The organism is Chryseobacterium sp. 22458, assembly GCF_052044975.1.
Lineage (GTDB): Bacteria > Bacteroidota > Bacteroidia > Flavobacteriales > Weeksellaceae > Chryseobacterium.
This window is the reverse complement of the sequence record NZ_JBQEOA010000004.1, coordinates 71,221-85,100: the sequence shown is the minus strand read 5'-3', so window position 1 is coordinate 85,100 and position 13,880 is coordinate 71,221. Positions and strand designations below refer to the sequence as shown.

Annotated in this window: 15 protein-coding genes and 1 tRNA gene; all 16 read right to left on the bottom strand. The window is 38.4% G+C overall.

Annotation, left to right across the window (positions count from 1 at the left end):
* Window positions 1–2: 2 nt before the first annotated feature.
* A tRNA-Asp gene (locus tag ACTJJF_RS14745) sits at window positions 3–76 on the bottom strand.
* A gap of 126 nt (window positions 77–202) precedes the next feature.
* Window positions 203–520: a thioredoxin gene (gene trxA, locus ACTJJF_RS14740; protein ID WP_027374941.1), complete on the bottom strand. Its 318-nt coding sequence runs from the start codon at window positions 518–520 to the stop codon at window positions 203–205.
* An 85-nt stretch (window positions 521–605) separates the two neighbouring features.
* The gene (locus ACTJJF_RS14735; protein ID WP_440700128.1) at window positions 606–1,781 is read right to left on the bottom strand and encodes a cysteine desulfurase family protein; all 1,176 of its coding nucleotides are present in this window, start codon (window positions 1,779–1,781) and stop codon (window positions 606–608) included.
* A gap of 2 nt (window positions 1,782–1,783) precedes the next feature.
* Window positions 1,784–2,251: a hypothetical protein gene (locus ACTJJF_RS14730; protein WP_440700127.1), complete on the bottom strand. Its 468-nt coding sequence runs from the start codon at window positions 2,249–2,251 to the stop codon at window positions 1,784–1,786.
* Window positions 2,252–2,275: 24 nt separating this feature from the next.
* Window positions 2,276–2,863 (bottom strand): HAD family hydrolase, encoded by a 588-nt coding sequence (locus tag ACTJJF_RS14725; protein ID WP_312298096.1) that lies wholly within the window; start codon window positions 2,861–2,863, stop codon window positions 2,276–2,278.
* Between the two features lie 3 nt (window positions 2,864–2,866).
* Complete coding sequence (locus tag ACTJJF_RS14720) at window positions 2,867–3,592, bottom strand: SDR family NAD(P)-dependent oxidoreductase (protein ID WP_440700126.1); 726 nt, start codon at window positions 3,590–3,592, stop codon at window positions 2,867–2,869.
* The gene (locus ACTJJF_RS14715) at window positions 3,592–4,911 is read right to left on the bottom strand and encodes an FAD-binding protein (protein ID WP_440700125.1); all 1,320 of its coding nucleotides are present in this window, start codon (window positions 4,909–4,911) and stop codon (window positions 3,592–3,594) included. Before ACTJJF_RS14715 ends, ACTJJF_RS14720 begins: the two co-directional genes overlap by 1 nt.
* A complete protein-coding gene (locus ACTJJF_RS14710; RefSeq protein ID WP_312298102.1) occupies window positions 4,908–5,795 on the bottom strand; it encodes a decaprenyl-phosphate phosphoribosyltransferase in 888 nt (295 codons plus the stop codon). The genes ACTJJF_RS14715 and ACTJJF_RS14710 overlap by 4 nt, the downstream gene beginning before the upstream one ends.
* A 197-nt stretch (window positions 5,796–5,992) precedes the next feature.
* The gene (locus ACTJJF_RS14705) at window positions 5,993–6,682 is read right to left on the bottom strand and encodes an OmpA family protein (protein ID WP_065396906.1); all 690 of its coding nucleotides are present in this window, start codon (window positions 6,680–6,682) and stop codon (window positions 5,993–5,995) included.
* Window positions 6,683–6,707: 25 nt separating this feature from the next.
* Window positions 6,708–7,199, bottom strand: coding sequence for a lipocalin family protein (locus ACTJJF_RS14700; protein WP_276160923.1), 492 nt, complete (start codon window positions 7,197–7,199; stop codon window positions 6,708–6,710).
* Window positions 7,200–7,323: 124 nt separating this feature from the next.
* Window positions 7,324–9,030 carry a S8 family serine peptidase gene (locus tag ACTJJF_RS14695; protein ID WP_440700124.1) on the bottom strand — a complete coding sequence of 569 codons (1,707 nt, stop codon included), beginning with the start codon at window positions 9,028–9,030 and terminating at the stop codon, window positions 7,324–7,326.
* Between the two features lie 73 nt (window positions 9,031–9,103).
* Entirely contained in the window at window positions 9,104–9,727 is a 624-nt protein-coding gene (locus ACTJJF_RS14690; RefSeq protein ID WP_440700123.1) for a WbqC family protein, read from the bottom strand.
* A gap of 60 nt (window positions 9,728–9,787) precedes the next feature.
* Window positions 9,788–11,431 (bottom strand): signal peptidase I, encoded by a 1,644-nt coding sequence (gene lepB, locus ACTJJF_RS14685; protein WP_312298112.1) that lies wholly within the window; start codon window positions 11,429–11,431, stop codon window positions 9,788–9,790.
* 134 nt (window positions 11,432–11,565) lie between these two features.
* A complete protein-coding gene (gene dapB, locus ACTJJF_RS14680; RefSeq protein ID WP_440700122.1) occupies window positions 11,566–12,267 on the bottom strand; it encodes a 4-hydroxy-tetrahydrodipicolinate reductase in 702 nt (233 codons plus the stop codon).
* Between the two features lie 61 nt (window positions 12,268–12,328).
* A complete protein-coding gene (locus ACTJJF_RS14675) occupies window positions 12,329–12,967 on the bottom strand; it encodes a DUF5683 domain-containing protein (RefSeq protein WP_440700121.1) in 639 nt (212 codons plus the stop codon).
* A complete protein-coding gene (locus ACTJJF_RS14670) occupies window positions 12,967–13,857 on the bottom strand; it encodes a ParB/RepB/Spo0J family partition protein (RefSeq protein ID WP_440700120.1) in 891 nt (296 codons plus the stop codon). Before ACTJJF_RS14670 ends, ACTJJF_RS14675 begins: the two co-directional genes overlap by 1 nt.
* Window positions 13,858–13,880: the final 23 nt, after the last annotated feature.

The following is a 13,880-nucleotide window of genomic DNA, read 5'->3' as shown; positions in this document are numbered from 1 at the left end:
TGCGATCCGGACGGGACTCGAACCCGCGACCTCCGCCGTGACAGGGCGGCATTCTAACCAGCTGAACTACCGGATCATATTTTTAAAGAACGTCGTTTCTTTTTCGTGGTTGCAAAATTACACCTTTTTTCATTACCTGCAAATTATTTTCAAAAAAAATACCTCCCAAACACGGAAGGTATTCATTATCACAATTGTTTTTTTACAAGTGAGCGCTTAATTTTTCAGCGATTACCTCTTTTGGAGCTACACCTACTAATTTATCCACTACTTCTCCGTTCTTAAAAATAAGAACTGTAGGGATATTTCTGATACCATACTGCATCGAAATTTCCTGGTTGTTATCTACATCTACTTTCCCTACTACTGCTTTTCCTTCAAAATCTGATGCAACTTCTTCGATGATTGGTCCTAAAGTTCTGCAAGGTCCGCACCATACTGCCCAGAAGTCTACTAATACCGGTTTGTCTGATTTTAAAACCGTATCCTGAAATGAGCTGTCTGTAATTTCTAAAGCCATTTTTGTTTCTTTTATTTTAATTAATATTATTTTCTTGTTTTTCTCTGTATTGAGTCTTCAAAATTACGATTTTTACATCATAAGACTATCTATGCTCAACATTAGTTTTTTCTATAGTGTAATCGCTTGAAATTTCCTTCAAAGCAGTCACCAATGCATCAATGTCTGCTTTGGTTGTCATATGGCTGAAAGAAATACGTAATGGGGTACAGTGATCCATTTCATCTTCAGAAAGCACCATCATCATTACCATTGAAGGTTTTGACGCTCCTGAAGAACATGCGCTTCCCTGAGAGATTGCAATTCCTTTCATATCCAACTGAAGTCCTATCAATGGATTTTTATAAGGTAATAAAGCACTTAACACTGTATAAAGACTGTTTTCCTTCTCAGCACTTCTGCCATTGAATTTAATGCCTTCTATTTCGGCTGATAATCTTTCGATAGCATAGTCTTTGATGCTCTGCATATGCTGTGTATATTCGTCCATATGTGTCAACGAAAGTTCCAGTGCTTTCCCAAGTCCCACAATACCGCTTACATTCTCTGTTCCGGCTCTGAGGCTTCTTTCCTGAGGTCCTCCGGTAATGATTCCTTTAAGGCCTGTAGCTTTTCTGATAAAGGCAAATCCAGCTCCTTTAGGCCCGTGGAATTTATGAGCACTACAGGAAGCGAAATCGACAGGAATATCAGAGAAGTCAAGGTTCATATGAGCCATGGTCTGTACGGTATCTGAATGGAAAAGAGCATGGTGTTCTTTGCACAGTTCCGCTACTTTTTTAAGGTGGATCAGATTCCCGATTTCGTTATTGGCATGCATTAAGCTCACCAATGTTTTTTTATCTGAAGCTTTCAAAAGCTCTTCTAATTTGTTAAGATCAATATCTCCCTTTTCGTTCGGGCGGATATAGCTTACTTCTACTCCTTTTCTGGTTTTCATATCCAGAATACTTTCTGAAACACATTTATGTTCCAGAGGAGAGCTGATGATCCTTTGTACGCCAAGATGTTCTACGGCGGATTTGATGATCATATTGTTGGATTCGGTTCCACAGGAAGTGAAAATGATCTCAGCAGGAGTTACATGAAGATAGTCTGCAACCTGTCTTCTTACATTTTCAATAAGTATTTTTGCTTCCTGTCCAAAGCTGTGCGTTGAAGACGGGTTTCCGAAATTCATCTTCATTGTACCCACCATTGCATCTATAACTTCTTCTGCAAGCGGAGTGGTTGCGGCATTATCTAAATATACTTTATCCATTATTATTTTGAATATTTTAATTCTACGGAGGTAAACTGGTACTCTGCGGGAACAGCGAAAATAATCCAGGGGTTTGAGATCACCTGAATTTCCATTTCACCGGAAGGTTCCCCGGCTGGAATTTCTACATACAGGATGTTGTTTTTCACTGACACATTTCTGATCTCTGTGACTCTGTGGCTTCCTGATCTGAAGTTGCCCAAGTTGTAGAGTACAACTTTTTTATTCTTTGGAAATTTCGGATAATCAGTAGCCGGCTCTTTTTCAAGATCTACCCATCCGAATCCCATTTTTATCGTGTTACGAAAATCTTTCTCGTCTTTAATGATTCTAAAGCCGGGCTGATCTGCCCCACCCTGAGATTCAGAAACAAGCAGTTCTGCCTTTTCCTGCATAGGAGATTCCTTTTGAGACGGTACATTCGTACAACTCATCAGGGTGATCGTCAAAGCAAATAACAGGCTTTTCATTTTTTACACTTTTACCTTCCAAAATTAATGAAAAAATTGGTAATGTCCCTCATTTGCCCATTTCAACATTGGCCGATCTCCCGAAGTATCACCAAATGCAATAATTTTATCATACTTGGAATCGTTGATTTCGGCTTTAATCCTTACCAGTTTTTCTTTTCCGTTGCAATTTTTGCCGATAAAGTTTCCTGTGAAAACACCGTTCTTGAACTCGGCCCGGGTAGATACAAGATGCATTTTCAGTTCATCGGCAAAAGGTTTTACCCAGATGTCCAATGAAGCGGTCACCAATAAGCTCTGTGTATTATTCCTATCGATATTTTGTATAAAGTCCAGGGCATTTTCCCTTACGATTTTGGGATAATGCAATTCAAAAAACTGTTTAGACTTCTGCTCAATCTTTTCCTGAGACTGTCCTTTTAAAATAGAACCGATAAAGCTTTTCTTCACTTTTTCCGTTTCAGCCAGTTTCAGTTTCAACAGAATGAAGAGCGGTACATGTTTTAAAAATTGTATCCGGTATTTTGTAGAATCGTAGAATTTAAGATACATAAACATGGTATCCTTATACGTCAGTGTTCCGTCAAAATCAAAACAATACAATTTTTTCATTTTTTAAAGCTTTAATTTTTTGAATATAAATTCAGGAATATTCCTGATGATCAACATGATAATACTCCATACAGGCAAAACATAAGCCACATTTTTCTGCTTTTTAAAAGCCTTGTAAATACATGCAGCAGCCTGTTTTGGTGTAGCTGTCAGCTTAGGATTCAAAGGAAGTCCTTCTGTCATTTTGGTAGCCATAAACCCTGGCTTAATGGTCAGAACATGTACTTTTTTATCAAAAAGATAGTTTCTCAACCCACTCAGATAAGCGGTAAAAGCTGCCTTTGCACTTCCGTAGATAAAATTACTCTGTCTTCCTCTGTCTCCTGCCACTGATGAAAGCCCGATGATCGTTCCTGATCTTCTGTTTTCAAATTTATGGGCAAAATAGTTCATAACAGGCACCAGCTTTGAATAATTGATATCAATAATCCGTTCGGTATTTCTGTTATCATACAATCCTTCTTCGGTTCCTTCACCCAGATATCCTACGGCACAAAATAATACATTTGAATTGATATTATCAAATCTATTATAATCAATTTCTTTTGTCAGGTCCAGTTCAATGACTTCGGCCTGCTGCAGAAACTTCACATCAATATGCCTTGCAAACCTCTCTGTAGTTTCCTTATTTGAGGTAAAAAGATAGATTTTTTCAAATTTTTCTCCTTCCTGAAGTGCTTTTTCCACAAAAGCCTGTGCCACTTCAGATGTACTTCCCAGAACGATCATTATGAATTGTTGTTTATGATTCTTTTGTGCTGTAAAGACACAAATTTAGGATTTTGAATATTTTTCAGATAATTGGTCAGTGATGATCTGCTCATACTGTCTTTGGTAAGATAGATTCTTCCCCCGAATTCCTGTACAATAGCATCAAGCTGATCTACCAGCTTCTTCAGTTTTGAATTGACTTTAAAATCCAATGCCAGCGTATATCCTTCTACAGGAAATGAATTGTAGGCCTGCGGATTGTTTTTCCCGAACAGTTTCAGCACTGCCAGAAATGATCCGTTTCCGCTTTGGGCAATCGTTTCCAGAATTCTCTTCATTCCTTCTTTTCCTGCTTCTTTGGGAATTACCATCTGGTACTGTATAAAGCCAGATTTCCCGTAGATCTTATTCCATTCATTGATGGCATCCAGAGGATAGAAGAATGTTTCATAGTCAATAAAATTTTTGACTTCCTTCTTAGATTGTTTTTTATAATACAGCCAGTTGAATATTTTCACCGTCAATGCATTCAGTACAAATCCGGGAAAATAGAACGGAACAGTAGGCTGAAGCTTTTTTTTAAGTCTTAAAGGGGTTTTTCCCATACTTTGAGGAAGCTCGTGCTGAAAGGCATGCTCTCCTCTCATCAGAATACTTCTTCCGATATTTTTTCCTTTCTGAAGACAGTCTATCCAGGCAACAGTGTATGTCCAGCTTTCACTTTCATCAAAAAGTCTAAAAATCTCATCCAGATTTTCAGCTTTGATACTTTCCTGGCGGATGTATGCAGACTCTATATTTTTAAGTTTAAATTTTGCGGTAAGGATAATTCCGGTAAGCCCCATTCCTCCGATGGTAGCCCAGAACTTTTCTGAATTCTCTTCTCTGGAACAGGTGATGATTTCACCGTTTTCAGTCATCAGTTTAAATTCAGTCACATATTCTGAGAAGCAGCCTTCAGCATGGTGGTTTTTACCATGTACATCTGAAGCAATAGCTCCACCGACTGAAATGAATTTTGTTCCCGGAGTTACGTACAGGAAATATCCCTGCGGAACAGCGATCTCCAGTACATCCGAAAGCAGCACTCCGGATTCACATTCTATCACTCCGTTTAAACGGTCGAAACTGATGAATTTATTTAATTTTTTAGTAGAAAATATGGACTCTCCCAACGAAGCATCTCCGTAGCATCTTCCGTTTCCTCTAGCAATAATTTCGTTGTGATTGAGTACAAATTCTTTTATCTTTTTGAAGCTGTCCTCAGATCTCATTTCTTTTTCCACTACCGGGAAATTTCCCCAGTTTGTAACTTTCTGTGTGAAATTCGGCTTCATTTTTTAAAGTAAATTTGAATTAAAAATGTGGCGACCCAAAGTAATAGAGTGACCTGTATGTAACGGTCTCTGTATACAATTTTGGTTGGAGATTCCGTTCTGTTGTATACCAGTGTCTGCTGAAGATATCTCAACAAAGCAAATACAACGAAAACTACCGTATAGAAAACCCTTTGATGGAATCTGGCCTGAACTTCCGGTGACAGGGTAAACATCAGATAACAGACGATAGCCAGAGTAATGGAAATAGACAGCGCAATATCTGCAAACTGTACATTATACCCATCCAAAGCCCTTCTTGTCTTTCCTGAAACCTGCGCATTGATCAGCTCGCCCCTTCTTTTTCCGATGGCAAGAACCAATGCCAGTACAAAGGTCAGCAGAATAGCCCACTGCGAAATGCTGATCCCTGTAATATAACCGCCAGCCAGCACTCTAAGTACAAAGCCTATGGCAATGATAAATATATCAATGATCGGGACATGCTTGAGTCTGAAAGTATAGGCAAGGTTCATCACGACATAGAACGCTATGATGGTTGCAAATTTCCATAACGGCTGATGGAAATAGAGCTGTGCTAATAATACGAGTATAATATCAGTGATAACAAGACCTGTAAGAATTCCTATTGCTTTTGATTTGGAAATTGCTCCGCTTGCCAGGGGTCTTCTTCTTTTCTCAGGATGTTTCCTGTCTGCTTCAATATCGTTGTAATCATTCAGTATGTAGACCACGCTTGCAGCAAGTGAGAATATGACAAAAGCGAAAATACTTTCGATAAGTAAATTAAGGTTGGTAATATTACCTGAAAAAAAGAGAGGGACAAATACAAACAGGTTTTTCACCCATTGTTCTACACGCAGTAGTTTTAAATATTTCTTCATTTATGTTATTTCTTCCGAAATTTTTATTTGTTTTTTTAATGGTTGTCAGGGGCCTTCATCATTTTTTATGTTGTATAAGGGATTTCAAATCATAAAGGTTTCAGGTACAAAAATAATAAATTCAAAATTTCCAGCATAAAAATACAAAAAAAACCGCCGGGGCGGTCTTTTACGAAAATATTTATATGTTAAATTAATTACTGTCCTTGTTTGGCATCGTTAATCATTTTCTCATTTGCAGTAATAGCGAATTCAACTCTTCTGTTTTTAGCTCTTCCTTCGTCAGTATCGTTACTAGCAACCGGCATATTTTTACCTTCACCTTTTGTAAACATTCTGCTTCCGGCAATTCCTTTTCCTACCAGGTAAGATTTTACAGCATCAGCTCTTCTTTGAGAAAGTGCCATATTATAAGCATCTTTACCTACACTGTCTGTGTGTCCGTAGATATTGATATTGGTATCCGGGTTATCAGCCAGTACTTTGGCTAATTTATCAAGGTTGGTCTGAGCAACAGAAGTAAGGTTTGATGAGTCGAAAGCAAAGTTTACAATACTTTCATTCATGGTCACTTTAATACCGTCTCCTACTCTTTCTACCTGAGCTCCCGGTAAAGTTTCTTTGATATCTCTCGCCTGCTTGTCCATCTTGTTACCGATAACGTTACCTGCAACACCACCGATAATACCACCCAATACAGCTCCAATGGCTCCGTTTCCTCCTTTTCCTACATTGTTACCAAGGATTCCTCCCAATACAGCTCCTGAAGCAGCACCTACGGCTGTACCTCTCTGTTGGTGATTAGAATTCTGAACCGCTTCACAGCTTGTCAATAATAATGCTGATGACAAGAAAAGGGCTCCTACGTATGTTTTATTAAATTTCATTTTTTCTGATCTTTATGTTGATAAATTATTTCATTCCTGTTCTCTCGAAGTTGTAAACTACTTTTACATTTCCTCCTTCAAACGGAACATCCTGCTCCAGTGAAAACTGATCTGTAGTTTTGTTGATCAGTGTCAGGGTATATCCTGCTGTATTTTGTTTTGCTTTAGTACCTGAAGCAATCTTTTTAAACATAAACGTATTACCGTTTTTCACTTCAAATTTGATAGGCTGAGTAATTGCCGGGCAATTTCCACCACCGTTTAAAGTATACGCCCCTGTCCAGTTGTTAGGAATCAGTCTCCAGTGGCTTCCTACGAAACATTGTGCGTCTGCACCTTCATCAAAAGGTTTGATTTTATATCCTTTTTCGTAATCTACGCTCACGATCTGCCAGTCTCCTTTCATGGTAAGGAAGTCTGCTCTTTGATTTTGAGATGTAGCTGCTTTATTCACAGAGGAACAAGACACTGCAAAAAGTGATGTTCCTAACATCCCTGCAAGTAGTAACTTTTTCATTTTGTTGTTTATTATTTTGTTACTATAAAGTTACAAAAAACCGTGCCAAAATTGAAAATAAAAAATAAAAAGTCCGAAAAAATCCGGACTCTTTATGGTTTCTCCTTAAACACAGGAAGATAAATTATTTTTTAACAGCCTTTTTTACGGATTTGACTTCGTTGGCTTTACGCTTTGAGGGCTTAACAGTACCTGCAGATCCTTTACCATTATAGAAATGAGTATAGGCATATTCTGCAGCTTTTTTCAGGTCGATAACCCCTCCGGCCTGTGACTGATCTGTGAATCCGTTGGCTGTACTTGGATTACTGCTCTTTACAAGCGATTCAATGATCTGGTCAGGTTTCAGTTCAGGCATATATGCCAGCAGGACCGCTGCTCCTCCGGCTACAACGGGTGAAGCCATTGAGGTACCCTGAAGGTATTTGTATTCATTTTTTGGTACGGTAGAATAAATTTCTTCTCCCGGGGCAAAAACATTAACCATTTTTTTATTGTAATTAGAGAAGTCGGCTCTCAAGGCATCATTCTTATTGGTGCTTGCTCCTACTACCAGAACGTTGCTTACAAATGGTTTTTCGTCAGAAATGTTCTTAAAGTTGGTAGGATATGCAAGGTGTTCTGCTACATCTTCGTTTTCATTACCGGCAGCTTTTACCAAAAGAACGCCTTTATCTTCAGCATATTTGAAAGCATCCCATACTACATTTTTACCAGGTGACACCGGTTTTCCAAAGCTCATATTTAAGACTTTAGCTCCATTATCTACCGCATATCTGATAGCATTGGCAACGTCTTTATCTCTTTCATCTCCATTCGGAACCGTTCTTACGGTCATGATTTTTGCAACTTTGGAAGCTACACCATATTGTATTTCTTTTCCCTGCGGAAGACCTGCAATAATTCCTGCCACGTGGGTTCCGTGCTCTGCATCCGGACCTTCATAATGGTTGTTTCCGTAGATCTTTTCAGAGTAGTCGTCATAGTTATCTCCCACAATTTCTTTTCTTGGATCATAAGACAGGTCATACTGTTTGGCAGCGGGAGCAAAATGGTCTATTGCCTCTTTCATTTCTTCCTTCATCTTTTTCTCAAAGTCAGCCGCTGATTTTCCGTTGAAATCAGGACTTGTAGAGATCTGTTTCAGAAAGTCCAGCGCAATGGCATCTCTCTGATCTGAAGGGGCTTTAACAGATGATATTGTTTCTGCAGTTACAGGTTTCCCTGCCAGCAGTTTCACCATATTAGGAATCAGCTCATTCAGCATAGAATAGGTCTGAAAATTCTGTTTAGCCTCAATACTTTTTTTACTGAAAAGATCTTTGGCTTTCATATACATATCAAATTCCTCCTTCATACTGGCCTGATTGGCTTTGTTCTTTGCAGAATCAGAACCTTCAAAAACCGGTTTATATTTAGCAACAACTCTTGTTACCTCCATATTGTCGATATCAATATCTCCGTTTTTCCCGCCTATAAAGTTCCATCCGTGTATATCATCGATATATCCGTTTCCATCATCATCTTTACCATTTCCCGGAACTTCATTAGGATTTGTCCATAGGTTTTTTACCAACCCCGGATGATCTACCTGTACACCACTGTCCAAAACGCCAACAATAACTGTTTTTGGCTTCAGGCCTTTAGATTCTAAATATTTATAAGCATTTGCCGTATTTACTCCATATACTTTTGAAGCAGAGAAATCCTTATGATACCAGGTCATCAGATCTTTATCTTCTTTAGGGTCAATACTTTTAGCTTTAGACTCCTGTGCAAAGGAGAAATTAAAACCTGCTAAAAAAACTGCAGCTAATAATACCTTTTTCATATGTTGATATTTAATTTTAAAAGCCATATAACCATCAGCTTTATCCGTTTTTAAGAGGATCAACAGCGATTTGCTATGATGACTGTTTTATTTTTTTTATATAAGAAAGTGACTCAGGACCTTTGTTACAGACAAGATCCAAAACCGATAAATCTTCCAAAAATCCGAATTTATCTGAGAAAGTCTGATAATATTCTTCCATTTCAAATTCTGAAGGGTGTTTTGCCGAGAATTTTTCTCTGAAACTGATGCCTTCCGGATTTTTGATATATTCTACATTCAAAGAGTGTGCCTTTTCTGTTTTCAGTATCTGTTGGATGATCTCCAACCCTTTAAGGTTAAAATCCAAAAGAAATTTTTCTTTCATATCGAAAATTTTTCTGAATTTATCTTCATAGTATTCGAAATAAGGAGAGCTTTGGTAAGCGGTCTTGATCGACTTCCAGTGAAGGGTTCTCCAATCTTCTCGGTAAGAAATTTCCATATCTTTCATTTCCCTTTTCCCATTGTGGTTCATAGGGATGATCAGCGACAGTTTTCCATTGGCTCCATAGATATTCGCTCTGTTTCTATAGGTCTGCTTTGGAAAATTTTCAAATTGTTCAAATACAATGTCATTTTCAGCATCCAAAAACACTGAAAACCATGAAACCGGTGGTAAATAAAATACCGGTAATAAAACATTCTTCATATTCATAATGCAAAAATGAAGTATTTTTTCAAATACTTCATTCTATTTTAAGTTTAATTTTTTCTATTAATCGTTTTCAGTTTTGTTCTTTCTGAACAATTTCACGAAATACTCCCATCCGAAGAACAATATTAGAATCATTGCTGCAATCCACCAGTAAGAGGTTTTATTGGCTTCACCGGTGTTTGTTGCTTTAAACATTCTGTCCCAACGGATCTTGAATGGTGCCTGATAAGTAGAGCTGCTGTCTGCAAAGGCTCCCTGAAGGCTCATCCATGTAAACATCGGTTTTCCTACAATGTTTTCTTCCGGAACGAAACCAAAGAATCTTGCATCTAAGGAAGCATCTCTGTTGTCTCCCACCATCATATAATAATCCTGCTGAATGGTATACTGATTAGCTTCTTTTCCGTTGATAAAGATTTTTCCGTTCTTTTTCTCTAAACTGTTGTGCTCATATTCAGAAATAATCCATTGGTACATTGGAAGTGTTTCCTGATTGATGGCTACAACATCTCCTTTTTTAGGAATTCTTACAGGACCGTACCAATCCTGGTTCCAAGGTTTGTTGACAGGGAAGATAGATTGAGTGGTATCAATTTTAGTTTTAGCTTCATCTCTGTAATATATGGCAGCTTCTCCTTTCGGGGAAACTTCTTCTTTCATATCAATTACCTGAGAAAGCTCTTTAATTTCTTTCGCTGTTTTATCTGTCAGTCCCTGGAAAGCGTACAGATATCCTTTGTCTGTCTGTACTTCCTGAACCGGTAAAAAGCCATATGTATTATATAATGAAGGAATATCCAACTGGCTTCCTGTAGTTACAATATATCTGTGCTGAACTTCCTGGTCTCCTAAAACGGTTTCCGGCTTGCCGTTCACAAAAAGTCTTCCGGCTCTCATTTCAAAAGTATCTCCTGCTGTAGCCACACATCTTTTTACATACGGATCTTTTCTGTCGATTGCTGTGTGTACGGAATCCTGAGGATAGTTGAAAACAACCACGTCATTTTTCTGAGGTTTATTGAATTGTAAAATTCTTGTGTAAGGTAACTTTACTCCATCTACGTAAGATTTGGGATCATCTTTGGGATTTCCTTTCTGGCCTGTATCCATAATGGTTCCCTGAAGGAAAGGTATTGCTACAGGACGCATTGGCAATCTGTATCCATAGCTCCATTTGTTTACGAAAAGGAAATCTCCTACCAGCAATGTTCTTTCCATTGATCCTGTAGGAATTCCGAACGGCTGTGTTACAAAAACGTGGATAATGGTTGCAAAAACTACGGCAAACGTAATGGAACCGATAAATGTATCTTTCTTTTGAGCGTTTTTCTCTTCATCTGTAAGAAACAGGTCATTGGCGTTTTCATCTTCCAATTCTACGTCTTTAGAATAGTTGATCACGGCCATATAGATAAACGGAAGAATTACAGTAAGGATCTGATCCTTGAACAGTGTTTTTCCGAACTTCTTCACTAAGTAAAGGTGAAAAACAGACATCATAATGGGTCCTACGATCGGAAGATAGGATAGAATAGCCCACCATTTCGGGTGTTTTGTTTCTTTAAGAATAATAAAATAGTTGTAGAAAGGTATAAAAGCAAATAAAGGGTTATACCCCATTTTCTTGAACAGCTTCCAAGTTGAAATCCCCATCAATACAGATAAAATGAGGACATACACTGTATAAGTTAAAAAATAATTCATAAATTTTTTGTGCCTATTCTTATGATATAAATGATAAATGATGAGTAATAAATGATCACAGCAGGTCGCTATTTACAATTCACTATTCATCATTTTCTGTTTATTTGTCTGCAATTTACAGAATTTGTTACAAATTAAAGCCCCAAAACGTCTTTCATTCCGAAGTTTCCTTTTTTATCTTTGATCCACTCAGCAGCAACTACAGCTCCCAATGCATAGCCGTTTCTGTTGAAAGAAGTATGTTTGATTTCAATCTCATCTACTTCACTTCTGTAGAATACGCTGTGGGTTCCCGGAACTTCATCTTCACGAACTGCGAAAATACCAAGCTGCTTACCTTCTGTTTCTTCCAGTTTCCAGGCATCAAACTTAGGATTGTTCTGTATAATACCTTCTGCGATGGAAATAGCAGTACCGCTTGGTGCATCTTTTTTATGGATATGGTGAATTTCTTCCAGCTGACAAGAATATTCGTCCACGTTTTTCATCAGATCGGCAAGTTTTTCGTTTAAAGCAAAAAATAAATTCACGCCTAAACTAAAGTTGGAACCATATAGGAATGCCGTATCATTTTCTACGGCCAGTTTTTCTATTTCTTCTTTTTTCTCCAGCCAGCCTGTAGTTCCGCAGATTACAGGAATTTTATTTTCAAGGCAGGCTTTGATATTATCATAGGCCACTTCCGGCAGAGAGAACTCAATCACAACATCCGGATTGTTAAGATTTTCAGCAGTTGGAGTTTCTTTCAGGCGGGCCACCACCTCATGACCTCTTTTCTGTGCGATCTCATCAATGATCTTTCCCATCTTACCATAACCCACTAATGCTATTTTCATAATCTTTTTTATTTTTTAATCCTGCATTTTCCTCTTAAGGCATCATGCTTTTACTATTCTACTAAAATCTATAACTTAAACTAAATCCGGTTTTCGGTGCATCATATCCGTACTGATCCTGAATCATAGACGGCTTGAAGGTAAGATCCGGATCATGACGGCTTTCATAAAGATGCGCATCCACTACGGCATCTACTATATTCAGAATATAAATCAGTCCTGTAATGGCAATGGCATAGTCTCTTTGTCTTTTCGACCTGTCCTGTGCATTCCCCAATGCTCTTTTGTCTAACCAGGGATGGCTGTCTACAAATTCATTGGGTGTCCCATTAAGTTTAGCGATGTAATATTCACGGTATTTTTTGTATTGGTTGTCATTCCAGACCGCAATACCTACTCCTGCTCCTACAGCTCCCCAAACAATGGGAATCTTCCAGTATTTTTTGTTATAGAATTGTCCCAGTCCCGGTAAAACTGCTGAATACAGACCTGCTCTGGTAGGGTTCAGCTTAATCGTTTTCTTTGTAGGGCCATTCGCTTTTTCAAGATCTTCAATGATCTTAGATTCTGTTTTCCCCGGTTTCAGCGCAGGGGTTTCCGGTTTCGGAGGCGTCTGCATCCGAACGGTATCAATTGGATTGACTTGTGAGTAGGCCAGTGCAGCCAGGCACAAGAAAAATGTGAAAAATATTTTCTTCATTATTTAATATGGGATAAAATATACTCCAGCTCTTCTTCATTTTTGAAGTCCAGAACAATTTTACCTTTTTTACCATTCCCTGAAGTTTTGATCTCCACTTTTACCTCTAAGATATCAGCGATGGTCTTCTGGGCTCTTTTATAATTATTGGAAAGCTCCATACTTGCCTTTTTAGCAGCCGGAGATTTAGGATTCTTCAGGGCAGCAGCAGCCTGCTCAGCCTGACGAACGTTTAATTTTTCTTTAATGATCAGCCCGAATAAAACCTGCTGGTCTTCTTCACTTTCAAGACTGATGATCGCTCTTCCGTGTCCTGCAGAAATCTCACCGCTTCTGATGGCATTCTGAATATCCGGATTTAATCTCAACAATCTGATCGAATTGGTAATGGTACTTCTGTCCTTCCCTATTCTCTGGCTCAGATTTTCCTGAGTAAGACCGATCTCCTCCAAAAGTCTATGATAAGTCAAAGCAATTTCAATGGCATCAAGATCTTCTCTCTGGATGTTTTCAACAAGAGCCATTTCAAGAAGTTCCTGATCATTTACCAGACGGATATAGGCAGGAATAGTCGTTAAGCCTGCAATTTTACTGGCTCTATAACGTCTTTCCCCGGATATGATTTCAAATTTCTCGCCGTCTTTTCTTAAGGTAATCGGCTGGATCACGCCTAAGTTTTTGATAGACTGGGCAAGTTCGTTTAACGCCTTTTCATCAAAATAAGTTCTCGGCTGCGTCGGGTTCGGATAAATATCTTCAAGCGCAACTTCTACAATATTTCCTACAAACTTATCTGCTCCCTCATCGGTAGCGGAATTCACAGTTGCTTTGGATTCTGCACTTAAAATGGCGCCCAAGCCGCGTCCCATAGCTCTTTTTTTGTCCTTCATAGATATAATTGATAAATGATGTT

Bases quoted from the DNA above. Each gene is read 5' to 3' on its own strand.
- trxA (WP_027374941.1), bottom strand. From the start codon at position 520: ATGGCTTTAGAAATTACAGACAGCTCATTTCAGGATACGGTTTTAAAA.
- ACTJJF_RS14735 (WP_440700128.1), bottom strand. From the start codon at position 1,781: ATGGATAAAGTATATTTAGATAATGCCGCAACCACTCCGCTTGCAGAA.
- ACTJJF_RS14730 (WP_440700127.1), bottom strand. From the start codon at position 2,251: ATGAAAAGCCTGTTATTTGCTTTGACGATCACCCTGATGAGTTGTACG.
- ACTJJF_RS14725 (WP_312298096.1), bottom strand. From the start codon at position 2,863: ATGAAAAAATTGTATTGTTTTGATTTTGACGGAACACTGACGTATAAG.
- ACTJJF_RS14720 (WP_440700126.1), bottom strand. From the start codon at position 3,592: ATGATCGTTCTGGGAAGTACATCTGAAGTGGCACAGGCTTTTGTGGAA.
- ACTJJF_RS14715 (WP_440700125.1), bottom strand. From the start codon at position 4,911: ATGAAGCCGAATTTCACACAGAAAGTTACAAACTGGGGAAATTTCCCG.
- ACTJJF_RS14710 (WP_312298102.1), bottom strand. From the start codon at position 5,795: ATGAAGAAATATTTAAAACTACTGCGTGTAGAACAATGGGTGAAAAAC.
- ACTJJF_RS14705 (WP_065396906.1), bottom strand. From the start codon at position 6,682: ATGAAATTTAATAAAACATACGTAGGAGCCCTTTTCTTGTCATCAGCA.
- ACTJJF_RS14700 (WP_276160923.1), bottom strand. From the start codon at position 7,199: ATGAAAAAGTTACTACTTGCAGGGATGTTAGGAACATCACTTTTTGCA.
- ACTJJF_RS14695 (WP_440700124.1), bottom strand. From the start codon at position 9,030: ATGAAAAAGGTATTATTAGCTGCAGTTTTTTTAGCAGGTTTTAATTTC.
- ACTJJF_RS14690 (WP_440700123.1), bottom strand. From the start codon at position 9,727: ATGAATATGAAGAATGTTTTATTACCGGTATTTTATTTACCACCGGTT.
- lepB (WP_312298112.1), bottom strand. From the start codon at position 11,431: ATGAATTATTTTTTAACTTATACAGTGTATGTCCTCATTTTATCTGTA.
- dapB (WP_440700122.1), bottom strand. From the start codon at position 12,267: ATGAAAATAGCATTAGTGGGTTATGGTAAGATGGGAAAGATCATTGAT.
- ACTJJF_RS14675 (WP_440700121.1), bottom strand. From the start codon at position 12,967: ATGAAGAAAATATTTTTCACATTTTTCTTGTGCCTGGCTGCACTGGCC.
- ACTJJF_RS14670 (WP_440700120.1), bottom strand. From the start codon at position 13,857: ATGAAGGACAAAAAAAGAGCTATGGGACGCGGCTTGGGCGCCATTTTA.